The following is a 25,257-nucleotide window of genomic DNA, read 5'->3' on the forward strand; positions in this document are numbered from 1 at the left end:
AGGTCGAAGTTATGGAAATACTTGAACAAATCACCCAACTGGAAGCACCGGCCAAGGCTTTGCTTGCAGATATTCAGGCCTTCGAAGCGCCGCTGCCTGACTATTTGATGCTGGGTGTGTTTGTGATCCTTTTGCTGGCGCTTTACCGGTCTGGTCGTAAGGGCATCAACAGGGTGCAAACCGACCTCGTCGGAGCCTATCAGAAAGAGCTTCTGACAGCCAATCGCCGCGCGCATCAAGCCCGCAGCGAGTTGCGCCGCGCCCATCTGGAACTGGAACGCGAACGACAGCGCAAACGTCGTGCTTTGCGCGATCAAGGGCACTCGAGCCGGGGTGCTACACGGTGGCGTCTCGAACCAGTCGAACGGCGTCCGGCACAGTCGGCCTCTTCGGGTACGGTGCCTTTCAAACCAACAACACAGAACCGCAACAAGACCCGGCCCGTTGATCCAATCCCGGCAACGGCTGCCGCGTCGAATGAAAACCTGTTTCTCAACGGAGTGGAAAAATGAATCTTACTCGTCTCATCTACTACAGCCAGCGCAACCCATCCATGAGCCTGAATCTGGGCGAGTTGCTGGAAGTCTGTAAACGCAATAACGCAGCAATGAACGTCACCGGCATGCTTCACTTTAACGGCAACTACTTCCTGCAGGTTCTGGAAGGCGGACGCGCCGAGGTCAGCTCGATCTATCATCGGATCTCTGCCGACCCACGGCACCTGAACATCATCTTGATCTCATGTCAGGATGTGCGCGAGCGGATTTTCCCGACCTGGTCGATGGGCCACCACGAAGGCATGGAAGGCGAAACACGTAGTATCTTCCTGCGGTACTTTCCATCGAATTCCGTCAACCCTGAAGCGGTCAGTCCCGACAGCCTGCTCGACTTTCTGCAGGACGTATCAACCGAACTGGTCTAACGGCCAGTTCTTAAAGGAAAGATGTTGCATATGAGTATGTTCGATACCTTAGTGAACGGTCGCCGCAGGCCTGCAACCGAGTCGGTGCTGCCTGCTGAAGACGCATCATCTGCAATATCAACTACACCACAAGACGACACCGACCAACACGCCCGGAACTTGAGACAGCGTCTGATGTCTCCTAACCATTCGGTTGGCGCGGTCGGTGTCGCTGACATCGCTCCGAATGTTGGCGCGGAGCCTTTCCAGCGGATGACCGAGACACCAATGGAAGAGCTTGTCTCCGCACCTGTGTCCAAACCCGTCAGCGCCAACCCGCGCGACACGCGTACGCGTCTGATCGGGTTTGACACATCCGAAGGTACAACCAAGGATCTGTTCAGCCCGGATAATGCGCCTGAACCTGAACAAACCTTGCCGGTAGGGTGGCTTGTGATTGTCAGTGGTCCCGGTCGGGGCTACGCATTCACACTTCGATCCGGGCTGTCCCGGATCGGCCGTAACCCTGATCAGACCATTTGTCTGGATTTCGGAGATATGGCGGTCTCGCGCGACAATCACGCCGCGATTGCTTATGACCCCGAAGAGAACGGCTATTTCCTCGGTCACGGCGGCAAGACAAACCTTGTTCGCCTGCAGGGTAAACCAATCATCTCGACCGAAAAATTGAACGACGGTGATCGCATATCTATCGGAGAAACAACAATGATGTTCAAAGCGTTGTGCGACAAGACGTTCAACTGGATTGTGGGAGATGACGATGAGGACGTGGTTGATTTTCTCTGACCTTGTCGTCGGTACCCTGCTGGAATGGCGTGTAAGATGAATAGTCCATCATGCCCGCAGCTAGACCTTCACTCGCGTCTGCAGGCTGCCGCGACAAATGGCGGAGCAAACGCAGACGTTGCGACGCGTGCACGCGCGCATCTGGCAGCACTCACAAGACCCATTCGCGTTTCCATATTGGCTCCGACGTATCTCGATCGGGCCAACCTGGTAAATTTTATAATAGGGCAAGCCGTGCTCCCGCAGACCGTCATGTGCGACCTCGTTCGCCTAAGCTTTGCCGTGCAAGAAGAATTGACGGTTGTGAAGCGTGACGGAGCAAAGGTCGACTACCCATCGCCCTTCGATCTAATTGCATTGGCAGAAACCGATGCCACTGAAGTGAATTTGGCTTTGCCTCTGAGGGCCCTGACGAAGATATCTGTTTTGGCCACTGCGGCAGCGGATCTAACAGGTGCATCTATTGAATGGCTAGCCCTGCAAACAGATATTGCGATTTGGTGTACCCATGATTTTGATCATACAGATCAACGGGTTTGGGCACAGATGCCCAATAAGTTGAAGGATCACGCAATCCTGGTTTCGATCAACTCGGGACGCGAGCGCGATGAAACCGAAGCGCGCCTTTGCGCTGAATTTGGGTCTGAGTTTCTGGACTTTGTTTGCCTTTCACCTGAGGACGCCTCGCAGGCCCGGTCGGGCTCTAGTTTGGACAAGATCCTGTTTCGTGCATCAGGCGGGCACAAACTGATCTCGATTCTAAGGCGCGACATTGACGCGGCGAGAGAGCACGCTACGGGGCAGGCTGAACTGTTCCTGCAAGGTAAGGTTGGCCTTTTGGGTCCCGACGACGCTAGTATTGAAGATGCTCGAAATACGGTGACCGATCCTACGCGGCCGGTGGGGGAACCAACACTTGCCGCTATTCCTATTCCAGATGCCATTCCGGCCCCCGACTTAGATGACGCAATTAACAAACTGTCCCGATTGAGTGACTCTCCCGCATTAGGCAGCGTATTTTCAAACTCTGATTTTCTGACCGAAATGGCAAAGGTTCTGGAAGAGATTGAACTCGATCTGGACGCGTGGTCGGATGACGTGAACATGCGGGGGGCATTCCAGATGCTGCGCGAGCTTGTAGACCTGGTTGAGCTGTTCCGGATCGAAGCAGAACGGGCAGATGTGACCGAGACCATCATGGCCACAATTCAGCTAAAGAGAGAATTATCTCGCGTCAAGATCTCAGAAAATACGAAAGATGCCCCGATATAGTCATATTACTTACCTATTGAACCTTAAAATCATCATGTGTGTTAAAGATGGTGATGGTTATGTCCATGGTTGTGCGGACAGGTAGTCAAGTCAGTTCCGATCAAAATGCTACTGGAGCTCAGGTCTTGCTGAATGATGGTTTGGGCCCCTTGAACGATCTCAGCAGCTACATTCAGTTTAGCAAAGAAAGACTGTTAGATATTGCAAGCCTCGGCGGTCGAAACACGTTAAAGAAACTGCGATTGATGTCACGCGATCTTGAGAATTTTATGCCTGAGATTACTTTCATCGGCCAGATCAAATCCGACAAAACATTCCTAGTCAATGCAATGGCGGGCAAGCCGGGTCTGCAGCTATCGGACGTTAACCCCTGGACCTCGGTTCTAATGTCACTGCACTTGAACGTCGAAGACAGCGGCAACTGTGTCACAGAGTTTCAGCTTTTGGACGCAGACGAGTGGGACATGTTGATCCAGAACTCGGGTCAAATCGGAGAAACCCGATGCCTGATTTGACCGATTTTCAAGGCAATTTGTCTAAGTTAGCGACATGCCGCTTTCCGTTTCTAAATGGAAGGCTGCCGTTGGAGGCTGCTGATCCAATGGCCGCAATTCTGCGTGAAATCGAAAACGCTGTGCTTGGGACAACACTGAGGTTCGTATCCGATGAGAACATTCTGGAATTGCAGGTCACAGGCCGCCGAGTGGTTCTAGTTTCGGACTGCAGTAATCCGGGATTTCAAGAGATCATTGACCAGACGCCTATCGTGAATTCCGACGACATCGTGAATCTGATCGTTAGTTTCACCGACGCAATTGGCCCCGCGTCTGATTTCGCTTTGATCCCAGGACCATTGCGTTCCGATTTGTACGGTGTTTCCGGAATGGTATCGGTCGCGGCAATCCGTCGAGGAATTCTTAGTGTGGCTAATCCCAATGACCACGGCTCAATGCTTAATGTCGTCTTACGTAGGTTGCAGAATCTTACATTAGCATCCTTGCAGTTTGGCATGGAGCGGACAGAGCACGCCAATGGCCCAGAAGGCTTGCTCTCTGATCTAAGGGATTTCCAGCAAAACAGGCTTGAGCAACTTCTCTCGGTCAAAGGACTAGTAGCTCCCCAAGTGCCTGAACCCGACTTGACCGTTCTAAGCGATACCATTGGCGCAGGCGTCTGCGTGGGACTCATCCGATGGGACACCGAGTTGGCCCTGATCGCCTTTGACGTTGCATCCTTGTTCGATGTCCTCAAAGAGTTCGAAGTTAAGCACAAAAGAGAATGCTGAAGTGGTTCGGCAATCAAGCCAAAATACAGACGATCAGGTCCAAATATTTGAACAACTTTACAGAACAGGATCGCAGATATATCAAACGGCGCGTACGGCACATGTGCTGGTTCAAGTCTTTCGGATCGGCTTCCGCAACATTGGATGGCATTGAGGTAGCCAACAAGATCCGCAAGAAGAAATTCTCTAGCGATACGATACGATTTCCAGCTTTCTGATGTTTGCTGATATCGCAGGATAGCAGCAACTGGCATCGCGCTAGCTCCGGTCGTTATAAAAATTTGCGACACAACCGGTAATCTCATGTGTTATTGCCGCATATGGCAGTTTCTGCAGAAGATATGTGTTTAGTCTGAGCAATCCCATAGATCCAACGAGACTCTTCACAATTCGTGGGAATTTATGAATAGAATGTTAACGAAGTGTTTCTCATCCATTCAATGGCAGTTTTGCATGTTGAGAATTGTTCGCTTTGGCGACAAGACTGCAAAACCAGAAAATGGGAGCGCTAAGGGGATCGGATGTTAGACTTTTTGCTGACTTTCAGTGCTGCTTCGACTTAGATCAATGTTGGTATTCTTGCGAGCTTCAATAATGCCTAGGAACAAGGACACTAAAATCGGTGCATGAACCATCAACCCCAGAAACTGCTATATTGAATGCTCTACGACTGCATGACAGCGATGCAGAGTATGGCGCGGCCATGTGGGCGGCATGTGTTCTGATGGCACTCCACAAAGAGCAGACTAATTTGTTGTCCGAATACGCAAACACATGGGCAAGCAAATCAGAACTCTCTGGCCTCAGAAAGTAGCCACCCAACCCTTTCACAAAGCTTAATAAATTTGACAAACAAATTCCACGTTTCCGAACAAGGGTAAGCCCGTGAAACTTGTAACGTTAGAAGATAATTTGGTTTTGGACGGATCAACAATAGGTGGGGATGCCACACTGCGGCATATTGAGGGAACTTTGAAATGGTTCTCGGCCATGAAAGGATACGGTTTTGTGACCTGCAATGTGTCGGGCGAGGATGCCTTAATGCATCAGAACGCGCTGCATGATTTTGGCCAGACATCAATCGCAAACGGCTGCACACTAGAGGCATTTGCAAGTGTCAAACAGAGAGGACTCCAAATCGTTGAGATCCTGAGCATCCGGTCGGAGGCTTCCTGGACAGTCCCGCACAACAAGCAAATTGGACTCCAACCCATCAAGCCGACTTCAATGCTGCCTGCAAGGGTCAGGTGGTTCTGCAAGGAAAAGAACTACGGCTTCGTCAATGTCTTCGATTACACCAGAGACTGTTTCTTGCACACAAACGTACTTGAGAAAGCTGGACTCGGATCGGTCGATGTCGGAGAAGCACTATGCGTCGAAGTGATTGATCGGTCTGGCGGACGAGTTGTCGCCTCAGTTCGACCCTGGACCTGAGTCAGCTTCCGCTGGATAGTCGTTCAGAAGGATTAGGTATTCGCTTTCAAGTTGCGGATAACGATAATTCCACCCAGACAATCATCTACTGGGTATTGCCAAGTTGCTTGTTGTATGCACCGTCACATCTTCGCCAAACCCCCACGTTGAGCCCTACAAGGCCGGCCCAAACCGGACATTCACGCACATCATCATTACCTTGATGCAATCCCGGAAGCGGACTTTTATTGCGCGGTATTAACAGGTCGTTATCCTGCAAGATCAGGCCCCGTTGACCTCTAGCCAGTGCTCTTTATCGACTACAGCAAGTGAGCGGGTGTCCATCGAAATAGGCTTTTCTCATATTCAGTGATCGATTTCGAAAGCCACTTCATGAACAGCTTTGCCGCTGGCCGAACCGGACCAGGCAGCGTGACAAGGTAATAGCCGATCTGCGGTATTGGATCATCAAACAGCGCCAAGAGTTGCCCCGACTTCAAATCGTCAGAGATAAAGGCCGGTACCGTCGCTCCGATGCCATCTCCGCGGCGGATGCCATCCAGCAGCATGTTGCCCGGCATGCGGACTACTCTCCGTTCGGCGTCTGGGGGAATTCCAACCTTTTCCAACCACAGGTCAAACTCGACCGAAGCGTGTTCTTGAAGAAGGGTGAAATCGAGCAATTCTTCCGGGTGCCTGAGAACCCGGTTTCCGATCAACTCACTTGAGGCGACGACCGTCAGACAGCCGGGCAGAAGCATTTGCGAGACGAGCCCTGGCCAGCGTCCGGTTCCGTATCGGATGGCCATGTCAATTCCGCCTGGCTTAAGATCGACAGCCTGGATCGTTGAATCGATCCGCAGTTCAATTTGCGGGAATTCAGCAACGAACGTCGACAAGCGCGGCATCAGGAACGCGCTTGAGAACATCGGTGTCGCGCTGACGACCAACGGTCGAACCGCCTCTGCGCTCGATACGCTCTCTGTCAACGATTCCATTGCAGCAAAAGCTTCAAGCAGGCCAGCTGACAGGAATTCGCCTTGCGGTGTCAAAGAGATGCCGTGCCGAGTGCGGGTGACGAGCCGGGTGCCGAGATGCTGTTCCAGCCTACGGATTTGCTGGCTGACTGCGGAATGGGTCACGTTCAATGCCTCTGCCGCGCGGGTGAGATTGCGATGCTCGGCCGCAGCGGTGAAGGCTCTGAGTGATGTCAGCGAGGGAAACACGTGCCAATCCATAAGCAAGATGATCTAACAACATAGTAAAATTTACAACTATGTGATCCTTCGATGCCAACGCATGCTGGCGCAAGACTGCATTGGCGGACACAGGAGGCAAAACCATGGAACTTGCTGTATTGGGACTGGGCAGTATGGGGTCAGCGCTGGCGCATTGCTTGCTCAAGGCAGGCCACGATGTCAGCATTTGGAACCGTACGTCGGAGAAGGCAGAGGTTTTTGCTGAGGTCGGAGCTACGATCTGCTCTTCACCGGATGATGCCATCGCAGCTGCTGAATTTGTCATCATCTGTATCAAGGGCCACAAGGAAACTGTTGAACTGGTCAACGGGCTGAGTGTTTCGCTAAAGGGTAAGACTATCTGCGACATGAGCACGGGCGATACCTCGGATGCCGATGGACTGGTCGCCATCCTTGAGGGACAGGGGGCCGACTACATGCTGGGCATGATCAATGCCTACCCTTCCGGCATTGGCGGTGACGAAACCACAATCCTCACGGTAGGCAGTGTTGGAACCTGGGACCGTTTCGGCAGCATCATCAGAGAATTAGGTGGAAACTCCGCCCTTGTTGGAGAAAAACCAGCGGCACTTGCGGCGCTCTTCGCTGGGCTATTCACGGTTCGGCAGGGCTTTATGTTCGGAATGATCTATGGTGCACTTGTCTGCCAGAAAGCGGGCATCCCGATGCAGGTTTATGCCGACCAACTCCCTGCCACAATCAAATTGGTGAATGATTACCATGATCTCTTTGCCAGGACCGTACCGACCAAGGATTACGACAACGCTCAAGCCTCTTTGAAAGTTTACGCATTAGCGCAGGAGGATGCGCTGAAGACCTACCTGTCCCTAGATGCTCCGGCTGAGTTTATTCAGTTGATACATGACCGCACAAAAGCGGCCTGGGATGACGGTCATGGCGAGAGGCAACTGACCTCGCTGGTTCAGCATATGGCGGATGCCTGACGCAAAAAGGCTCCGGTCCAAACCTGCCATTGGCTAAGGCTTGATGACGCTGCAGTGTGGCCCGCCGAAGGAGAATTTCGCTGCGGTTGAGAGATGCCCGGGAAAATGAGGTCATGCTCACGGAATACACTCTGTCGCCGCACTAAGGTTCACAGGAGACCCGAGATAATGTAGGTATCTATGAAGACTTGACGTCAATAGGTGTGGATCAGAATGGCGCGACAGTTCCCGCTCGAAGGTGACAAAACCTTTTTGGTTTATGCCGGCACTGGCACCGACCTGATATTCAATCATGGCGTTGATTTACCCGGTTTCGCATCGTTTCCATTGCTGGAAGAACCTGGCACCAGGGCAATACTGGCCGGTCAAATGGAGGCACTTGTCGATCTCGCCCATGAAATGAGTGTCGGATGCATCCTTGATGCACCCACATGGATGGCGAACGCCGATCGGGCAGCGCCGTTGGGGTACGATACAGACCGGCTCGTTGAGGTGAACAAAGATGCGGTCAGTCTAATGGAGGAGGTGCGCCAGGCTGCCGCTCGCGATGATGTACTGGTGTCGGCCTGTATCGGCCCGCGCTATGACCCTTACGCCGACATCCCTCCGGTGACGGTCGAAGATGCACGCCAATACCACGCCGCTCAAATGCACAGCCTGAAAGACACAAGCGTCGACCTGGTCACCGCTTATACGTTCAACCGTCCAAGTGAGGCTGCGGGATGCATCCTCGCTGCCCGAGACGCAGATCTGCCGATCATCATGTCTCTAGTTGTCGAAACGGACGGGTGTCTGGCGGACGGGACCAAACTTGTGGACGGAATTGATCAGATCGACGATGCAACCGACTCGGCGGCGCTGTTTTTTATGGTCAACTGCGCTCATCCGACCCATTTCGCCGGAGCGCTTGGCAACCACCCCCGACTTAAAGGCATGGTGGCAAACGCTTCGAGTTGCTCGCATGCGGAACTTGACGAAGCAGATGAGCTGGACGAAGGCGATCCAGCTGAACTTGGTAAACAGATTGCCTCGATTGCGAGGCAGAATCCGTCGATCCAAGTATTTGGAGGGTGCTGCGGCACCGACATGCGCCACCTGAAATCGATGGCCAGCGAATTGGCGTAGCCAACTTAGTTCAATCTGAGCGATAGCGCTGATATCTAAGGTGATACCGTGATTTCTTTCCGCCACTTGTTATAAGCGGCCCATTGCTGCCTTTCACCGTACCTTCGAGTTTCTGCGGCAGCAGCCCGCGTTCCGGTCATTCGCTGCAAGCGCAAACTCTAGGCTTCGTTGAACTCACACATCGCGGACAAAGCACCATTTTGCTGCGGCTGCTCCAATGTCCTCTTACTTGGAAACCGTCGCCATGATCAGCCCGATGGAAGCCAACGCTACGCCCAACGTCTGAACGGCGGTCGGTATTTCGTTGAGCAAAGGTATTCCGAGAATGACCGCAATCACCGGCACCAGCGAAGGAAACAACCCCGCCTTGGATGCACCGAGCAATGCGACCGCCTTGCTGAAGGCTAATACGGCAATCCCGGCAGCTACGACGCCTTGAACAATTGCGTGGAAGCCTGTGAGCAGCAGATTGTCTAGCAGGTGCGTCCAATCCGCTGCAACGAGAAGCACCGGCACCATTATAAGACCCGAGATCATTGCGACAGAAGCGGTGGCCAGCACAGGATCAAATCGCCACTTGCGCAAGAACACGGTGAAGACCGCCCAAAGCACACCCGAAGCGACAAAGAACAGATCGAAGGGTGACGCCTCGACCAACAGGTTCGAGCCGTTTGAGACGACGAGGTAGAGACCTGCCACGACAACAACGGCGGCGATCCAACGATTGACCGAAACGGTTTCACGCAGGACCAGGGCAGCCAGCGCTATGGACGCTAGTGTTACGACTGACGGGCTGATAACTGGCCCATGCGCGTAGGGCGTCACAGACATCCCATAGACGTAGAACAGACTGAAGAGCGGTCCTGCCCCGAGAGCAAGAAGGGCGCCGCGATGCCAACCAATACCGCCCAGATCCCTTATCCCGCGGTTGAGCAAAAACGGTAGAAACAACAGGGCGGCGACAACGTAACGCAAGGCTGTCAGGTCAAGCGCGCTGAACCCTGATTCGACGGCAGCACGGGACGCCACCGTATAAAGCGACCAGGCGGATGCAGCGATCAGGCCAAAGCCGATGCCCCGGAGGTGATCGTTCCGTGGGATGGCGGGCGGATGAATAGTCAGGAAAGCCATGACAGGGTCCTCTAAGTGAAAGCTGGAGGGTGCGCCGCACGTAGACCATGCGGCGCTCTAGGCGATCAGGAGATGCTCCAGCCGCTATCGACGGCGAGGTTTGCACCATTCACGAACGACGCTTTGCCGGATGCCAGGAACAGGACCGCCTCGGCCTGTTCGGAGGGTTGCGAAATCCGGCCCATCGGGTGGAAATTGGTAAAGTACTGACGCCCTTCCGAGTTCTCTTCGACTGGGCCAGCGGCGCGTTCGAACATCTCGGTTTCGACGCCGCCGGGGCTTACCGCGTTGATGCGGATGTTGTCCTTGCCGTATTCGATTGCCGCCGCGCGCGTCATGCCCAAAACCGCGTGTTTGGCGGCTGTGTAAAGCGACATGCCTGCCATGCCGATCTGGCTGAAGATTGAGGCCGTGTTGACGATCACCCCGCCGCCACCCGCCTGCATCGCCTTGAGCTCGTGCTTCATGGCCCAGAGGACGCCGCCCACATTGGTATCGAATTGCGCGCGGTAGTCGGCTTGAGACTGGGCGTCCAAACGCTCGCCCATGAGCCCCTCGATACCCGCATTGTTGAAGGCGATGTCAAGCTTGCCGTAGTGAGCAACGGTCTGTGCGACCAAAGCTTCGACTTGGTTTTCGTCGGATACATCTGCGTGGATGAAGTAGGCGTCACCGCCTGCTGCGGCGATACGGTCGACGACCTCTGCGCCCTTATCCTGCCGGCGCCCAGAGACGACGACCTTGGCGCCTTCGCGCGCGAATGCCTCTGCTGCCGCTGCGCCGATACCTGACGTTGCACCGGTGATCAGTACCACTTTGTTCTCAAATTCTTGCATGATCTTGTTCTCCATTTCGTGCCCCATCCAACGGGGCGTGGTTGAGAAAGTGGCGGAATGCGGAAAATACGGTAGACAGATGATACAAATAAATGACATTCGTAAAGTGAATGACTAGGAAAACATGCGCTCCGATGTCTGTCCGGGTCAGCGATGCAGAAGGAGATGCCATTCATGGCACGCACCCTTGATCGGTTCGAGTTGATGCGGCTCTTGGTTAGGATCGCCGAAACAGGATCGCTGACCGCTGCCGGGCGATCTCTCGGGCTGTCTCAACCTTCGGCAAGTCGCCAACTGAGGTCGCTGGAGGCCGAATTGGGCACACAGCTTGTCATGCGCTCTACGCATGATCTCGCCTTCACCGACGCCGGTCAGGAGTTTCTGGAAAACGCCAGACAACTGATTGCTGGCTGGGAAGAGGCAGTTGATCTGGCCAGCGCAGATACCGGAGGACTGAAGGGGACGATCCGCGTCGCGGCACCGATGGGGCTTGGCCAAACTGTTCTTGCAGACACGGCGGCCAGCTTTGTTGCGGAGCATCCTGGCGTGCAGCTTGATTGGCAACTGGTCGATGAGCCCGGAGACCTCGTCCGGGAAGGCTTCGACCTGTGGATCAGAGTTGGGCCTGTTCGGGACGAGTCTCTGATTGTCCGAAAGCTGCAAACCATTGAACGGATCGTCGTGGCCGCACCCGAGGCCAGGATTGCGTGCGAAAGCCCAAGTGACCTGGAGGGACAACCTGCCGTCATTCTGGGACCCTATGTCGGCTCCGAAATCAAGCTGTCAGGGCCAGATGACGAGAGCTATTCGCTGTCCCCCTCGGCTCGGATTAATACTGACAATATCTTTGTGGCACGGCGCCTCACGCTTAAGGGCCATGGCTACAGCATATTGCCGCTTTGGCTTGTCGAATCTGATCTGGCAGATGGCGCACTAGTCCGTTTTTGTCCAAGCTGGACGGCCCCGCAGGTCGCTCTTTCAATCGCTTATCCCCAGTCCCGCTATCGCCCCGCTCGCGTCACCGAGTTCACGCGGCATCTCAGGGAGCATTGGTCGGTGGATCAAGATGAAAAAGTCCGGCCATAGAACTTCAAAACTGTCATTCGCTGCACGGCAGAAACCTGCCACCATGGGCTCTCAGCCACCTTCGGAGACGGCGCAGCATCTGCACGATCTGGAGTGCACGGCGAGGCATGGACGGCCCATTGCGGACTCTCGGCGCCACGTGCTCATGCTGCAGTTGCGCTCCAGAAAGCAGCCATTCGAAGAAAGCCCTTTGAAAAGCTTCGCCCTGGGGGATTGCTGCATGGATAGGACTGGCCTTAACCCGGCAGAGACGTCGATTTGCCATCAGTGTTATGCGATGTGGCATGGATTGAACGGCAAGACGCCTAAAGCGGCGCTCTGAAAATCTAGGTTTCTGCATGGTGCGTTTCACACCAGCTTTTCAAAGCCACAATCTCAAGAGAAAGAGCGGCATTGAGAGCTGGCTTGGCGAGTAGCCCAAATAACCGAGTTTCAAAAGATGCTGAAAGTTGGAGCCCTGAACGAGTTCCATTGCGCCTCCTCTGCAAAATGTGAACGGCGCGGAATTGCCGACCCACATCAACGGTGCGCCACACGGCAATATCTGGAGGGAGCAGCTTTTCCACCTTCCAGACCCGCGGGCGTTGGAACGGTTGTCGCAAACGAAAGCACGCATTCTCCGCAATCGTCTCAGTGTTGAGCAGAATGGCATCCTTAACTGTTGGGGACCAGGTCAGCCAAAAGGCGAGATCGATGGTTGCCGCCCACACGGTTTCTATCGGTGCATCAATGGAGATCCGTTTATCCACGAGGATGCATGACCGGTTCTTACTGCTTCTCGCTTGGCTCATGCTCTTGCTCCTGCGCGCTGAGTCTTCGCTGGTACTTTCCCAATATCGGCGTCACACGCGACAGCTTGTCTGCCACTACGCAGAAGCACGAATGTCCCTGATCCGATAATCAGCACCGCGCCAATGGCGTCGATTGCATCGAGTGTTTCACGGAAAAGCACAATGCCAATCACTGCTCCGCAGATCAGTCGCGTGTAACGGAACGGCGTGACGACGGAAATGTCTCCTGTCCGCATGGCTTCGGTGAGAGCCACATATCCAATGCCTCCGGCAACGGCTGCGGCCACGAGAGTCGCTACCTCCAAAAGGTTGAAGTGATGCGCAGGGACGCCCTCCCAGATCGCATAAACCAGCCCTGCCGCGACAACCGACGCGAAGCTATGAAACCCCAAGACCGCGTTTGGGATCGTTCGAGGTGCGGCGCGGGTCGCGAGATCGCGCAGCGCGAGGCCGAGCATGCCGAGGACCGCGAGCAAAGACATCGCTGTGAAATCTGTGGTCGCGGGACGCAGGATCAACGCAACGCCAATCAGGCCGACGATTATTCCGATCCAGCGACCGATGGAGACTCGCTCGTGAAAAAGGAACGCGGCGCCAGCGACCACGACCAGTGGCGCGGCCTGGAGGATCGCAACTGTTGAACTGAGGGCTGTCAACACGAGCGACAGCGTAAAGAACAGGCGTCCGAAGACCTCGAACCAGAAGCGTATGATAATGCTTGGATGCCAAATGGCCCGCGTGAAGGGCGATTGCCGCTTTGCGATGCAGAGCACTGCAAAGAACACCATGCCGAAGACACCAAATAGAACCATGACATGCGACACGGGGGCGGCACTTCCCACCAACTTCAGGAAAACGTCTTCCGCAGAAAACGCAACCATAGATGCCACCATCCAGAGACTTCCTGAAACGTTCTCGTGGCGTGTCGATCTGGTGAGCCCAGTCATATGCTATGCCTTTGCGTTCTGTCGGCCACGCCCCGCAAGATGTATCCCACGACGACGTCGGCGAATTGCGCCTCAGCCGGAAACCAATGCCCTCCGTTGCGGACGACGTGCAAATTCGCGCCGTGTCGCGCGGCAACCCGTTTGGCTGTTGCCAATGAAACAATTTTGTCCCGGTCTCCGGCGATAACTGTCACTGCTGTTTTTCCGGACAGTTCCGGGTCAAAGCGCCCTCCGCACGTCAGCGTGATAGCGTCGAAAAGAACACGACCACTGTCGGGAAGGAGAGTACGGGCAACTACTGGAGGGGGCGGATCGGGTTCGAAGCGGTGCTGACTGTCGAAGTGCAGAACGCCCGATGCCCAGTCGCGGCCGAAAGATATCCTGAAGAACAGCCTCTGCAGCCAGAGCGGAAAACCAGATGAAACCGAAGGAGGTGGCACCGGCGCAAGCAGAACCAAATGGGAACTGATGCCCTCTGCTGCCAAAACCGATGCTAGCAGAGCGCCATTGGAATGGCCGCAGACAATCGGCTTGCCATGCTCTTCGGCAAGATGTCTGGCGTGGCCTGTTGCCTCATCGAGCAGGTCAAGGAGTGTGGATTTCAGTGGTGAACCTTCAGACGTGTTCCGAAGCCGGTCTTGTTCCGCGAGAGTGGGATGGGCAACCCGGTGGCCGAACGACTCCAACACCCGCGCCAAAGGTGCAAGGGTTTCACCCGTTCCGCCGAGGCCATGCAGAAGCAGGATCGGAGGTTTTCTGGCCGCATCAGTTGTCATGCACTTTCGCCCCCGAGTGCAGTGCGTGAGGCGACCACTGCCTCGACAATCGAAAGGCTGACGCCGCTGCAGTCGATCTCCACGTTGGCGCCATACGGCAACACCATCATCGGATCGGTATGGCCGAAATCCAGCCCGGTGATCAGCGGGATGCTATCAGCGCCGTACTCGCCCAGAACTTTGGCGATCGCAGCACCATAGTCATCGTGCCGCTCGACAGCAACGCCGCCAGGACGACCGACAATCAGTCCGGACAGCCTGTTGAGGATCCCTTGAGCACCAAAGTTGCGCATCCATCGGGTGACGACCGAAGGCGCAGGAGCTTCTTCGGACGTCTCGTAGAAGAGGATTGCACCGTCCCAGTAGTCCGAGGGCGGCCAAAGTTCTGTGCCCTTCAGCATCTCAAGCACTTCGGCACAGCCCCCGATCAGGTGGCCAGTGACCCTGCCGGAACCCTGCCAAAGTCTTGGTGCGATCGAAGGCTGCAAGCGGCGTTGTCTGAGATGATTACCTGGCACCGACCAGTCGAGCCGCTTATCGGTCCAACCCTCGAAGCTGCGCGGCAGTTCACCGGCTGGCTCGGCCGAGAACAGGATGCGCCGGATTGCATTCTTCCCGAAATCAAACATGCCGCCGTTTTCGGCAAAACCAGACATGACTGTTGGGCCGTAGAAACTCGACAGGCCCGCTTTTAGGCAAGCGAAATGCAGGACGGTCGCATCGGAATAGCCAAGAAGAACCTTTGGATTATCGGCGATGACGTCGAGGTCGAGATGTGGAACCAGCCGGACGGCATCGTCCCCGCCAATGGATGCGACAATGGCCGCGATATCTTGATCTGCGAAGGCCTGCATCAGGTCTCCGGCACGCGCTTCTGGATTGCAATACAGCCAATCCGCGGGCTTTCGGGCATGCGGCATGACCACGGGCGCCAACCCAAATTCTTCAGCTAGGTACCGAAGGCCCATCTCAAAACGGTCCGGATAACAGGCGGGTCCTCCCCACGAGGGCGTCACAATTGCGACCCGATCACCCGGTGACAGGACTTTCGGTTTTGTCAGCGGTCTTCGCCAGGCTTTGAATGCGTCCCTATTCATGATGCTCATACCCTGCAAAGCCTGTCCGCCAGCTCGTGATAGGGCTCCCAATCTTCCAATACGCTCCAAGCATAGTTCTTCGTTGTCGAAAGGTGTCTGTCCGGCACTGAAAGGTCGACGATTGCGATCGAATGGCTTGAACGCGGCCAAGCCCGTCCAAGCGGTTTGAAATCGAATTCAGAGAGAGCACGGCGCAGGGCGACGACACGCGCTTCGGCTTGGCCAAGGCACAGTTGAGCGTAAAGCGCGGCGAGATGGACGTGAACCGAACGAATGCTGCGCAGGCCTGCTCCTTGACTGTGTTGGAGCACGTAGGCATCCGTCAAAAGCTGATGGGCCGGCCAATAACGGTGATCAGAGTAGTGCAATGCAAGGGCCTGCCCAAAGCGCGCCCAGCACCCCGCGGAAACCGTGAGGTAGTCGTGGACTGGGCCATCTGTTTCAGCGAAGCGACCCGAGCATCCGTCGCAAATGGTGGTTGGCATTCTATCGTTGTTTCTTCGATAGCGCGACCTGATCCACGGTTCGGGCCCCGACGCGCCTTGCTGCACGCCAAACTGTTTCTGACGCTTCCAAGGACGGGGCGTGTAGAAGATCTTCATCAGATATCTCGCGACATACGGTAGCCAGGCACGATCGCCCTACCACCCGAACCGACCATGACGTGCTCTTGGGTCTGCCATCCCGCAGCGCGGTAGAGCCGCTCGCCCGCGATCGTCGCTAGAAGCTGTGCTTCGCGGAAGCCCGCAAACCGCGCTGCTGCCAGTGCTGTGGCAAGAACCAGAGACCCAAGACCCCTCCGGGCGAAATCGGGATGTGTGTACATCGCTCGAATGCCGGCGGCGTCGATATCAGGGTTCAGGAGAGGCGCTTCATCCGCGCCGTGCGCATCGGGGTTGAACAGAGCCGCGCGGCAGGACCAGCCGCCACTTGCCGCGATCAAGCCGTCCACGGTCGCAACATAATAGGTTCCGTCCGCGATCAGCGCCGGGTCAAAGGGCGTGATCTGGCGCATTTCGTGGCGTTGCTCGGGTGTCATGAGCGGATCGAGAAGTGTCGAGATCGACAACTCCTTCATCTCCTCGAGCGCCGGACGATCCTCAAATGTGGCACGCCGGACCCCGATGACCGGCGTATCGTTTATGGCTTTCTGAAATGTCATTTTCCTGTTCCTGACTGCTGCCCCACCGATTGACTCGGTGAGGCGTTCGAGGTCACCGCTACCAGACACGCTGGGTCTCGAAGGCCGCGCCCTTTATTTCGATTTCACGGAAAGTGCCGGAGGCGTTGCCGCCCGTGTCGAACTCGACGTTGGAGACGCCGACATAATCGATGTCGCCACCCTCTGAGAGAATTCGGAGTCCTTCCGCCAACTCACCGACGTCGATCGGCGTGCCCGGTGCGTTTGCAACGCGCATCAGGTGTTCGGCGATCTCGCTCCGCTCCGCGGACCCGGCGGACTGCATTGCCAGCGCGATCAGGGCTGCCGCATCGTAGCTTTCACCCCGGAACGGGCCGACACCGGTGATCCCAGCCTCTGCGGCCAGTCCATCAAAGACCGAAGCTGCGTCGCTTTCCGAGCCGGGAACAGATCCGAAGGACCCTTCGAGTTGATCGCCAAGATCATCAAGAAGCGTGTCGCCAATCATGCCGTCCGGCAGGATGAAGCGATCGAAAGCGCCAAGGTCGAGCGCTGTCTGGATGATCTGGCGCCCGCCTTGGTCCACATACCCGATCACGAGAAGTTCGGACGCGCCCGACGACGCGAGCGTTGAGACCTCGGCAGTGTAGTCGCCTTTGCCGTCTTCATGAGCGGCAACGACACTCACGGTACCGCCGAGGGACTCGAAGGCGCGCGAGAAGGCATCCGACAGGCCCTTGCCGTAATCGTTGTTCGTATAGGTCACAGCAACTTCGTTGATGCCTCGTGCGATTGTAAGTTCAGCGAGCACTTCACCTTGGCGAGCGTCGGAAGGAGCGGTTCGAAAGAACAACCCGCGATCGTCGATGTCGCTTAGACCTGGGCTGGTCGCGGACGGCGACAGCGCCAGCACCCCGTTCGGAACAGCGACATTGGTTACGACCGATCCCGTGGCACCGGAGCAAGCCGCACCGAGGATAGCGGCGACACCGTCACCGACGAGTCGTTCCGCAGCTGCCGTCGCGGCGGCGGCATCGGCACAGGTGCTGTCGCCTCGGATGGGCTCGATGCTCCTGCCGCCGAGAAACAGACCCGAGGTGTTTATTTCTTCGAACGCGAGTTCTGCAGAGGATACCATATCGGGCGTCAGCGACTCGACGGGGCCCGTGAAGCCCATCAGCACGCCGATTTTCACGGTCTCGCTGTGCCCTTCGGCCCATGCCAGCGAGGACGCAAGCGAGAGCGCGGTCGTGGTTGCAAAAAGATGTTTCAGCATTTCAGTTCCTTTAGTGTCGAATCAAGCCTCATCCAGAGGCCGCCTCTTGCCGGTTCGCGACGAACCGCTCCCGGCACTTTCCCTTGAAGGGTCGTGCTTGCGGCCCGTCACGGGAAGCGTCTATACCCATCGGGGACAGCGAAGCTTGACGGAGCCCTGAGCGTTTCCTGAGGAATTCACTGTTGTTTCTGGTATTTTAAGTTCGGGCCTGCCCGGCCTTCGAAAAACGCGATGATCTATGCCTTTGAGAATTTCACGATCGACACCGATCGCTTTCAGTTATCCGGTCCCGACGGGCTCATCGACGCTGAGCCGCAGGCCCTCGAGTTCCTGATCCACATGATCCGGAACCGGGGCCAACTGGTCTCGAAGGAGGCGCTGCACGAAACCTTCTGGCCTGACCGCGTTGTGTCTGACGCGGCACTTTCCACGCTGGTAAGGTCGGCGCGAAGACTGGTGAATGACTCTGGCGAAGCGCAACGCATCATCGCCACGCGTCACGGCCGGGGCTTCATCTTCCGCTCAGAAGTTCGTGAGATTGCCGGTCCCGACATTGTGAGCGAAGCAATGCGTGACACCTCAAACCAGTTGAAACCTCGAGTCGAAGGCGCGCCGGCGATCGTGGTGCTGCCATTCGAAATCGTTGGCGATGCTTTTGATGCCAGCGGCCTCGGCGAAGGGATCACGGAAGAAGTCATGGCCGCTCTCGCCCGCACACGTTGGTTCCCACTCATCGCCCGCAACCGCGTGCGCACCTTCCTTGAACTACCCGCTGACGCACGCCATCCCTTCAAAGGTCTCGGGGCAACATACCTTGTCGAAGGCGGCGTGTTCCGCGATGGCGATGATGTGCGCCTTCATCTGCAACTGACCGACACAGAACCGGCGCTTCACATCCACGTCTCAAGGCATGACCTAACCTATCGCGGCTTGTTTAAGCTGTTGGACGAAGTCGCGACCATTGTTTCAGCGACGATCCAGCCCGAGCTTCTGAACGCCGAGAGACACAAGGCCAAAGGCACAGACCCCACCGAGCGCAGTGCCTGGCAGGAATTCGTCCTTGGCCAGCATCTGGTCTCGTCGCCAGACCGCACCGCGAACGAAACTGCACGGAAACACTTCGAGCATGCGTTGGCGCTTGAGCCCGGATCAGGCCGTATCCACGCCGGTCTCGCGATGACGCATCTCTGGGACTACAAATACGATTGGTCGGACAATGCGGAACTGTCACTCGGAGCGGCGGCCAGGGATGCAGAGCGCGCTTTGACACTTGCGCCCGATGATGGCTGGGCGTGGTCGATACTGGCGATCTGCAAACTCACTTTACGGCGCTTCGAAGCCGCAATGACCGACTCCGAGCGAGCCATCGAGATCGATCCTGCCTCTGCGATGGCCTACGGCTGCCATTCCTGGGTTCTGGCCTACTCGGGCCGCTATGACGACGCGCTGGTTGCGTTTGATCATGCGATGGCCCTTAGCCCGAATGATCGTCGCCGTGGACTCTGGCTGACCGGGCGTGGTGTGGCCCAATTCGGGTTGAACGACTTTGACGGGGCGCTCGCATCGGCGCGCGAACTGATCACGCTCAGTCCCGACCATCCCTCGGGGCACAGAATGAAGTGCGCCTCGCTCGCCTGCCTCGGGCGCGATGTCGAGGCGAGACGCGCAGCGAGCACTCTTCTAAGGCTCCTCCCGGACCATGATGTGGATGAGGCCATTGCACGTCAGCCGTTCAAATCTGGACTGGGTGAGGCCTATGCGACTGCTCTGAAAAGCGCAGGCCTCACGGGCGCAGGCCCGCGTCAGCCACGCTCTCAGGTTGCCCCGGTGCGAAGCGCCTCAGCCAATGCCTACCCAATCCAGTACACAATGGCGAAAGACGGTGTGCGCATCGCGTGGTCGCGCATCGGATCCGGTCCGCCGCTCTTGGCATCCGTTCGATGGCTCGGAAACCTTGCCCTGGATCACAAGAACCCGCTGTCCAGCGATATCGTTCGGCGGCTCGCAGAGCAGTTCACACTCATCCAGTTCGATCATCGCGGCATGGGCCAATCCGAACGCGACATTGACGACTTGAGTCTGCGGGAATTCGCTCTGGACTTGGCGGCCGTTGTCGAAGCGGCGGAACTGGACCGTTTCGCGTTGTTCACAATGAGCCACGGCGGGGCAATAGCCTTCGAGTACATGAGCCGACATCCGAACCGCGTGTCTCGGTTAGCCCTGTTTGGTGGCTGCTCCACTGGCTGGCGCCACCCGGAATGGGGCGAGATTACCGAAAGGACAGAAGCCATCATGGCAGTGGCACGCTTGGGCTGGGACTCGGAGGAACCGACTTTTCGACGCCTCACCGTAAAGGCAGTTGTCGGGGACGCGCCCCCTGCGATCTCTGCATGGTTGGACGACTACCTTCGACAGTCCATCGACGCGCAAACGTCGGTTCAAATGATCGAAGCAATTGCCGACTTTGACTACAACGACACACTGCGCAAGCTCGCGATCCCCACGCTCATCTTGCATGCCAATGACGATCACGCGGTCCCGATCGAGCACGGGCGGCTTGTTGCCAACACAATTCCGGGAGCGGTGTTCAGGGAGATTCCGTCGCGGAACAACGCATTTTCCCAGATAGATCCGGGTTGGGAAGGCACTCTAGAGGAAATTGCCGAATTCCTTCTCAAGGAGTGAAGATTATCCGGCCCATACCGGTCACTCGACTCGACCCCGGATTTCTGCAGCTGCCGCCCACTTTCCGGACATTCGTCGTGGCTACAAATGCCGTTCGACATCCATGCTTTGATGCAGAATTCTTATGATTGCGATCACTTCGCCTCGGACTTGAAAATAGATCGCATGCCGACCGACCAGCGCCTTTAGATATCCCTCCCGGACTTCGACTGGTCTGCCTTTCTTTTGGCTTTCGGCGAGTTCTTCAAACACATTGATTACATCGTTGGTGTAGATCTCAGCCTGATCAGCGGACCATGTTTCCGCGGTGTAGGCCCAAATGTCTTCGAGGTCAGCTTCCGCCATCGGCGACAGCATATAAGTCAGCGACATCAGTTGCTGTTCTTCTGACGCATTCGAGCTTGAAATGCCTCACGGTCAAACGATCGGGGTTCCCCCGAATTTTCGCCGGCAATCAAGGCTTCCTTTAGGGCCTGCACCTTGGCCTCGTGCTCCTCGAGTAGCCTCAGTCCAGCCCGCACGACATCGCTTGCCGATCCGTAGCGTCCATTGCTCACCTGAGTTTCGATAAACCCCGCGAAGTGGTCCCCGAGGGACATCGAAGTGTTTTTGGCCATCCGTTACCTCCTACCAGTCATCTATACCAATATTCGGTATTTTTCAATATCTCCGCGTGTGGTACTCTTTCATGTCAGCAGATTGACGATGTGGTGGCGTGCGGCGGATCGGAGGATCAGCCATGGAACCAACACCCAACCTACCTGCCATTCGTGCGCTTCGCCCGGCCTGGAACAAGGGCCGCATCGTCGGCCAGAAGCGCCCATTGAAACCCAAGCATGTATGGGCCATTCGGGTCAGGCTTGAGCTTGCGGAAAATCACCGCGATCTAGCCTTGTTCAACATGGCCATCGATAGCAAGCTGCGCGGTTGTGATCTGGTCAAGATGAAAGTTGTCGATGTCATGTCATCCGGCCAGATCAAGGAGCGGGCGTCGGTGCTGCAAAGCAAAACGCAAAAGCCAGTGCGCTTTGAAATTTCTGAAGGCACTCGGGCATCCGTCGAGAAATGGATGGAAGACGAACTCATGATTGGTTCAGAGTATCTTTGGCCAGGTCGATTTCATGAGCGCTTGCATATCTCGACCCGCCAGTGTGCCCGGATAGTTCGCGACTGGGTCACGTCGATTGGTCTGGAGGCTAGTGCCTATGGCACGCATTCGATGCGGCGGACGAAGGTGACGCAAATATACAAAAAAACCGGCAACCTGCGCGCCGTTCAACTGTTGCTGGGCCACACGAAGATGGACAGCACCGTCAGATACCTCGGCGTCGAACTGGAAGATGCTTTGGCCATCGCAGAAGCCATTGAAATTTGACCATCATGGGTCGCCTTCACAGGCGGCCCAAAGCCGCCGTCTGGCGTGGACTGCGGATGCTGCGGTCGCAGCCCGCATTGCCGCCATTCGCTGCGCTCGCGAAATCAGGTAGCAGGCGAACTCACGGCCCGCATGGCATTGGAAACATTAGCTGCAGCTGCGCGAATGGCCGGTGTTCTGCAAGTCTAAGTCAGTTTCACAGCACCTTCGAAGCCTACTCAGAACCAGAATTGTATCACCGTGACAGCAAGCAACACTGCCATTAGGCCGTTGAACACATGCCAGTGCCAATCAAAACTAAACAACCGCGCGACCACACCACCGGCCAAAGCCCAAACAGAGAGCGAGAAGCTTGCCGCGAACACGAATGTACCAGCCAAGATAGCGCCGAGCACGATGGGTTCTGAAACCATATCAGAGAATGAAGACGCCACTCCCATGGCCATAGCCCAGGCTTTAGGATTGATCAGAAGGAGCACGGCTCCACCAGGCAAGCTGGTTGGCCGGGAGGTGTCGACTTCCGTTTTCTTGGGCGGGCCGGCTAGCCCTATCCTTACGGCGAGCCACAACAAATAGACCGAACCAATTGCTTTGACACTGAGTTCAAGAAAAGCGTTTGATTTCAACGTGGCGGCGAGGCCGGTTCCTGATACGGCCATGAGCAAAGCAAGCGCAAAAGCAATCCCAAAGATCAACGGCACTGTGCGCCTGAACCCAAACCGCGCTCCGGATGCAGTCGCAAGTGTGGTCGCTCCGCCCGGCGAACCGGTCGCCACCAATGCAAACACAACTAGGGCCCAAAACTGGTCTGGCATGACACTTACCGGGCGGCTGTCACTTCGATCTCGACCAGAAGTTCGGGCGACGCCAAGGCGGAGACCACGAGCGTCGTCACGGCTGGGGCATGCCCTTCGTTCCAGCGCGCCTGCCGCACTTTGGATAGAATTGATAGATTTGCAGCTTTCGTTACGTAGTAGACAACACGAAGAATGTCGGATGTCGCCAGACCGGCGTCGGCCAGAAGCGCCTCAACATTGTCGATTGCCTGATGGCACTGAGGCTCAAATCCTGCTGGCGTTGTACCGTCTGGGGCAACGCCAATCTGACCGGACAGGCAGACTAGCGCTTGCGGTTGGTTGATCTGTGTGCCGTGCACATAAATCCCCTGGAATTGCTCAGGAACGGCGCGCAATCCGGCGGGCGTCAGTCGTTTGATCATCTGAGTTCCTCGTAGCCTTGTGAAATGTGAGCTGAGGCTAAAGTGTTGGCCCCATAGCGACCAACAAAACCGCAAGGTCTGTCATCAGCTCATCTTTTGGGTCGTTCAGCTTTCGTCGACGATGCTGACTATCAGTCCGTCTTTGATCCGAAACGCTGAAGCGCCGTTGAACTGCAGGCTTTGCCCTGCCTTCCATCCATTTGGCTGATCTGCAGCAACACGCGCGGAGAATTCGATCTCGGCCAACGTGGTGTCACCAACCGAAATTGCGTTTGTCACCCTCTGATTGCGGCTTTCAAAGGCTTGTGCGCCAAGTTCGGCCAATTCAGCGAATGCCTGCTTGCCAGAGGTTTCAGCCGTGACTGCTCCATCTGAAACATTTAAGAATACAACATCTTCCGCGAGGCACGTCAGCATCGCCGCGATGTTCTTTTCATTGTAAGCCGCAATGTAGCGTTCAATCACATCAGGTATCGCGGTCATCGGATGTTCCTTGCACTTCCGGAAACTTCGACCGACGCGCCTTTGGTATCGCTCAACGCGACTTCGATAAGAGACGGGCTGCCCATGTCTTCACCCTGACGGATTGTGAACTTGCCGCCGTGGGGCCATCCGCGATCGCGCAGGTAACCGGCAAATGCAGCGGCTGCCGCCCCTGTCGCCGGGTCCTCAAGAACGCCGCCGGACGCAAAGGCGTTGCGAGCCACGAAGACCTGTTCTTCTTCAATATGCACCAGCATCACCGTAACCAGATCATGTCTGCGCATGACGGTGCGCCCATCATCCAGATCGTATGCCATTGCGGCAAGTTTGGCGCGATCCTTTAGTGGTAGGACAATGTGGTCAGCACCACCGTGGATGCGCGCCGGGGGGAGTCGCGGATCCAGGTCGTCCGGTGTCAGCCCGAACAGTGCCATGACATCCCGTGCCTCATTTTCGTTTATCGCGCTGCTCTTTGTCGGTGGTGAAGACAAAGTGGCCTTCATTCCGTCCGATGTTGCGTCTGCAGTCACGGTGATCGTTGCGTCGTTCAATGTCAGTGTGAAGGATCCGGCGCCGTAACGTTCGCCCAATGCGGCTCCGAGGGCGATGGTCGCGTGACCACAAAAAGGAACTTCGGATTCCGGAGAGAAATACCTGACCCGCCATGTCTTGCCGCTGTCATCCAGTGCGGCGGCAAAGGCTGTTTCGGAGTATCCGACTTCCGCTGCGACCCGTGCCATCTCATCTTCGTCTAACGCGTCGTCCGACAACACCACACCTGCGGGATTGCCGCCCTGTGATCCCTGACTGAACGCTGCAATGCGCTGAACATCCATCGAAAGCTCCTGTGTCTCGTTTTTGGCATTTTAGTACGCGCTTCGGCCCTCCGTCCCGGCAACATCAGTGGCACTAGCGGATATTCTCTTTTGTTCCGGTTCCAACTAGTGCATATACCTTTCATGTTGAAAGGGCTGGACAAAACAGACCATCAGATTGTCGAGATACTCGAGTCTCGCGGGCGAAGCAGTCTTGCCGACATTGGCAAGGAAGTGGGGCTTACTGGTCCGGCCGTTGGCGAAAGGCTTCGCGCCCTCCAGGAGAATGGCTATATCACCGGTTTCGGCGCGCGAACCGACCTGCGCAAGTTCGGCTATTCCATACAGGCGCTTGTTCGGATCAAACCGCGGAGCGGGCAGCTTCACACAGTCGAGAAGATGATTGAAGAACAGCCGCGCTTCATGTCCTGCGACCGGGTCACGGGTGATGATTGTTATGTCGCTCGGTTGCTGTTGAAAGATGTGGCAGAGCTGGACAAGATCCTTCTGCCTTTTCATGACAGGGCAGAAACAAACACATCTATTGTGAAGTCCAGCATGTTCGAACCCCGGTTGCCGCCGCTGGATTAAGG

The 25,257-nt window shown here is 56.1% G+C and carries 30 protein-coding genes and 1 pseudogene; 15 read left to right on the forward strand and 16 right to left on the reverse strand.

The genetic code is table 11. From position 1 onward, the window contains the following. The first annotated feature begins 11 nt into the window (after positions 1-11). The 8 genes from ACR0KG_RS15765 to ACR0KG_RS15800 all read left to right on the forward strand — a co-directional run bounded on the left by ACR0KG_RS15765 (position 12) and on the right by ACR0KG_RS15800 (position 5,699). On the forward strand, positions 12-512 hold the full coding sequence (locus ACR0KG_RS15765; RefSeq protein ID WP_480547368.1) for a hypothetical protein: 501 nt from the start codon (positions 12-14) through the stop codon (positions 510-512). After that, positions 509-922 (forward strand): BLUF domain-containing protein, encoded by a 414-nt coding sequence (locus tag ACR0KG_RS15770; RefSeq protein ID WP_353011559.1) that lies wholly within the window; start codon positions 509-511, stop codon positions 920-922. Before ACR0KG_RS15765 ends, ACR0KG_RS15770 begins: the two co-directional genes overlap by 4 nt. A 30-nt stretch (positions 923-952) precedes the next feature. Continuing rightward, on the forward strand, positions 953-1,708 hold the full coding sequence (locus tag ACR0KG_RS15775) for an FHA domain-containing protein (protein ID WP_480827803.1): 756 nt from the start codon (positions 953-955) through the stop codon (positions 1,706-1,708). Positions 1,709-1,960: 252 nt separating this feature from the next. Continuing rightward, positions 1,961-2,980 (forward strand): hypothetical protein, encoded by a 1,020-nt coding sequence (locus tag ACR0KG_RS15780; RefSeq protein WP_480827804.1) that lies wholly within the window; start codon positions 1,961-1,963, stop codon positions 2,978-2,980. A gap of 269 nt (positions 2,981-3,249) precedes the next feature. After that, positions 3,250-3,495 carry a hypothetical protein gene (locus ACR0KG_RS15785; protein WP_480547362.1) on the forward strand — a complete coding sequence of 82 codons (246 nt, stop codon included), beginning with the start codon at positions 3,250-3,252 and terminating at the stop codon, positions 3,493-3,495. Beyond that, on the forward strand, positions 3,483-4,265 hold the full coding sequence (locus ACR0KG_RS15790; RefSeq protein WP_480547360.1) for a hypothetical protein: 783 nt from the start codon (positions 3,483-3,485) through the stop codon (positions 4,263-4,265). Before ACR0KG_RS15785 ends, ACR0KG_RS15790 begins: the two co-directional genes overlap by 13 nt. Beyond that, positions 4,259-4,483, forward strand: a complete 225-nt coding sequence (locus tag ACR0KG_RS15795) for a DDE-type integrase/transposase/recombinase (protein WP_480547358.1) — start codon at positions 4,259-4,261, stop codon at positions 4,481-4,483. The genes ACR0KG_RS15790 and ACR0KG_RS15795 overlap by 7 nt, the downstream gene beginning before the upstream one ends. 667 nt (positions 4,484-5,150) lie before the next feature. Next, a complete protein-coding gene (locus ACR0KG_RS15800; RefSeq protein ID WP_480827805.1) occupies positions 5,151-5,699 on the forward strand; it encodes a cold-shock protein in 549 nt (182 codons plus the stop codon). A gap of 299 nt (positions 5,700-5,998) precedes the next feature. On the opposite strand, the gene ACR0KG_RS15805 is transcribed toward ACR0KG_RS15800, so the two are convergent. Continuing rightward, complete coding sequence (locus tag ACR0KG_RS15805) at positions 5,999-6,904, reverse strand: LysR family transcriptional regulator (protein ID WP_480827806.1); 906 nt, start codon at positions 6,902-6,904, stop codon at positions 5,999-6,001. A gap of 89 nt (positions 6,905-6,993) precedes the next feature. On the opposite strand from ACR0KG_RS15805, the pseudogene ACR0KG_RS15810 reads away from it, so the two are divergent. The 3 genes and pseudogenes from ACR0KG_RS15810 to ACR0KG_RS15820 form a co-directional block, all read left to right on the forward strand. Beyond that, a pseudogene (locus ACR0KG_RS15810) lies at positions 6,994-7,458 on the forward strand (NAD(P)-binding domain-containing protein); the annotation flags it as partial. Further along, the gene (locus tag ACR0KG_RS15815) at positions 7,456-7,881 is read left to right on the forward strand and encodes an imine reductase family protein (protein ID WP_480827852.1); all 426 of its coding nucleotides are present in this window, start codon (positions 7,456-7,458) and stop codon (positions 7,879-7,881) included. The pseudogene ACR0KG_RS15810 and the gene ACR0KG_RS15815, both read left to right, overlap by 3 nt. A gap of 213 nt (positions 7,882-8,094) precedes the next feature. Continuing rightward, positions 8,095-9,006, forward strand: a complete 912-nt coding sequence (locus ACR0KG_RS15820) for a homocysteine S-methyltransferase family protein (RefSeq protein WP_480544860.1) — start codon at positions 8,095-8,097, stop codon at positions 9,004-9,006. 225 nt (positions 9,007-9,231) lie between these two features. Here the strand turns inward: ACR0KG_RS15820 and ACR0KG_RS15825 are convergent, their stop codons facing one another. Further along, positions 9,232-10,137: a DMT family transporter gene (locus ACR0KG_RS15825; protein WP_480827807.1), complete on the reverse strand. Its 906-nt coding sequence runs from the start codon at positions 10,135-10,137 to the stop codon at positions 9,232-9,234. A 65-nt stretch (positions 10,138-10,202) separates the two neighbouring features. Next, on the reverse strand, positions 10,203-10,973 hold the full coding sequence (locus ACR0KG_RS15830) for a glucose 1-dehydrogenase (protein ID WP_480827808.1): 771 nt from the start codon (positions 10,971-10,973) through the stop codon (positions 10,203-10,205). Between the two features lie 174 nt (positions 10,974-11,147). On the opposite strand from ACR0KG_RS15830, the gene ACR0KG_RS15835 reads away from it, so the two are divergent. Then, the gene (locus ACR0KG_RS15835; RefSeq protein ID WP_480827809.1) at positions 11,148-12,059 is read left to right on the forward strand and encodes a LysR family transcriptional regulator; all 912 of its coding nucleotides are present in this window, start codon (positions 11,148-11,150) and stop codon (positions 12,057-12,059) included. 326 nt (positions 12,060-12,385) lie between these two features. Here ACR0KG_RS15835 and ACR0KG_RS15840 read toward each other — a convergent pair whose 3' ends face one another. From ACR0KG_RS15840 to ACR0KG_RS15870, 7 genes are read right to left on the reverse strand one after another with little or no spacing between them, the layout of a single operon-like run. Next, entirely contained in the window at positions 12,386-12,850 is a 465-nt protein-coding gene (locus tag ACR0KG_RS15840) for an SRPBCC family protein (protein ID WP_480547354.1), read from the reverse strand. Next, the gene (locus ACR0KG_RS15845; protein ID WP_480827810.1) at positions 12,847-13,797 is read right to left on the reverse strand and encodes a DMT family transporter; all 951 of its coding nucleotides are present in this window, start codon (positions 13,795-13,797) and stop codon (positions 12,847-12,849) included. The genes ACR0KG_RS15840 and ACR0KG_RS15845 overlap by 4 nt, the downstream gene beginning before the upstream one ends. Then, entirely contained in the window at positions 13,794-14,573 is a 780-nt protein-coding gene (locus ACR0KG_RS15850) for an alpha/beta fold hydrolase (RefSeq protein ID WP_480547350.1), read from the reverse strand. The genes ACR0KG_RS15845 and ACR0KG_RS15850 overlap by 4 nt, the downstream gene beginning before the upstream one ends. Continuing rightward, on the reverse strand, positions 14,570-15,679 hold the full coding sequence (locus ACR0KG_RS15855; protein WP_480827811.1) for a S66 family peptidase: 1,110 nt from the start codon (positions 15,677-15,679) through the stop codon (positions 14,570-14,572). The genes ACR0KG_RS15850 and ACR0KG_RS15855 overlap by 4 nt, the downstream gene beginning before the upstream one ends. Further along, positions 15,676-16,272, reverse strand: coding sequence for a DUF5946 family protein (locus tag ACR0KG_RS15860; RefSeq protein WP_480827812.1), 597 nt, complete (start codon positions 16,270-16,272; stop codon positions 15,676-15,678). Before ACR0KG_RS15860 ends, ACR0KG_RS15855 begins: the two co-directional genes overlap by 4 nt. After that, positions 16,272-16,832, reverse strand: a complete 561-nt coding sequence (locus ACR0KG_RS15865) for a GNAT family N-acetyltransferase (protein WP_480547344.1) — start codon at positions 16,830-16,832, stop codon at positions 16,272-16,274. Before ACR0KG_RS15865 ends, ACR0KG_RS15860 begins: the two co-directional genes overlap by 1 nt. A 58-nt stretch (positions 16,833-16,890) precedes the next feature. After that, a complete protein-coding gene (locus ACR0KG_RS15870) occupies positions 16,891-18,087 on the reverse strand; it encodes an ABC transporter substrate-binding protein (RefSeq protein WP_480547342.1) in 1,197 nt (398 codons plus the stop codon). A gap of 231 nt (positions 18,088-18,318) precedes the next feature. Between ACR0KG_RS15870 and ACR0KG_RS15875 the strand changes: the two genes are divergently transcribed. Beyond that, entirely contained in the window at positions 18,319-20,772 is a 2,454-nt protein-coding gene (locus tag ACR0KG_RS15875) for an alpha/beta fold hydrolase (RefSeq protein ID WP_480827813.1), read from the forward strand. A gap of 81 nt (positions 20,773-20,853) precedes the next feature. Here ACR0KG_RS15875 and ACR0KG_RS15880 read toward each other — a convergent pair whose 3' ends face one another. Both ACR0KG_RS15880 and ACR0KG_RS15885 read right to left on the reverse strand, forming a co-directional pair. Further along, positions 20,854-21,144, reverse strand: a complete 291-nt coding sequence (locus ACR0KG_RS15880; RefSeq protein WP_480827814.1) for a type II toxin-antitoxin system RelE/ParE family toxin — start codon at positions 21,142-21,144, stop codon at positions 20,854-20,856. Continuing rightward, positions 21,144-21,389, reverse strand: a complete 246-nt coding sequence (locus ACR0KG_RS15885) for a type II toxin-antitoxin system ParD family antitoxin (protein WP_480547336.1) — start codon at positions 21,387-21,389, stop codon at positions 21,144-21,146. The genes ACR0KG_RS15880 and ACR0KG_RS15885 overlap by 1 nt, the downstream gene beginning before the upstream one ends. 122 nt (positions 21,390-21,511) lie before the next feature. On the opposite strand from ACR0KG_RS15885, the gene ACR0KG_RS15890 reads away from it, so the two are divergent. Further along, on the forward strand, positions 21,512-22,147 hold the full coding sequence (locus ACR0KG_RS15890) for a tyrosine-type recombinase/integrase (protein WP_480827815.1): 636 nt from the start codon (positions 21,512-21,514) through the stop codon (positions 22,145-22,147). A gap of 218 nt (positions 22,148-22,365) precedes the next feature. On the opposite strand, the gene ACR0KG_RS15895 is transcribed toward ACR0KG_RS15890, so the two are convergent. The 4 genes from ACR0KG_RS15895 to ACR0KG_RS15910 form a co-directional block, all read right to left on the reverse strand. Further along, positions 22,366-22,962: a LysE family translocator gene (locus ACR0KG_RS15895; RefSeq protein ID WP_480547328.1), complete on the reverse strand. Its 597-nt coding sequence runs from the start codon at positions 22,960-22,962 to the stop codon at positions 22,366-22,368. Between the two features lie 5 nt (positions 22,963-22,967). Then, on the reverse strand, positions 22,968-23,366 hold the full coding sequence (locus ACR0KG_RS15900) for a RidA family protein (RefSeq protein ID WP_480547326.1): 399 nt from the start codon (positions 23,364-23,366) through the stop codon (positions 22,968-22,970). A 105-nt stretch (positions 23,367-23,471) separates the two neighbouring features. Beyond that, positions 23,472-23,849 carry a nuclear transport factor 2 family protein gene (locus ACR0KG_RS15905; RefSeq protein WP_480547324.1) on the reverse strand — a complete coding sequence of 126 codons (378 nt, stop codon included), beginning with the start codon at positions 23,847-23,849 and terminating at the stop codon, positions 23,472-23,474. Further along, the gene (locus ACR0KG_RS15910) at positions 23,846-24,685 is read right to left on the reverse strand and encodes a PhzF family phenazine biosynthesis protein (protein WP_480827816.1); all 840 of its coding nucleotides are present in this window, start codon (positions 24,683-24,685) and stop codon (positions 23,846-23,848) included. The genes ACR0KG_RS15905 and ACR0KG_RS15910 overlap by 4 nt, the downstream gene beginning before the upstream one ends. A gap of 123 nt (positions 24,686-24,808) precedes the next feature. Between ACR0KG_RS15910 and ACR0KG_RS15915 the strand changes: the two genes are divergently transcribed. After that, entirely contained in the window at positions 24,809-25,255 is a 447-nt protein-coding gene (locus ACR0KG_RS15915) for an Lrp/AsnC family transcriptional regulator (protein ID WP_480827817.1), read from the forward strand. Positions 25,256-25,257 lie beyond the last annotated feature (2 nt).

The sequence above is a fragment of the Ruegeria sp. H4 genome (assembly GCF_056533065.1).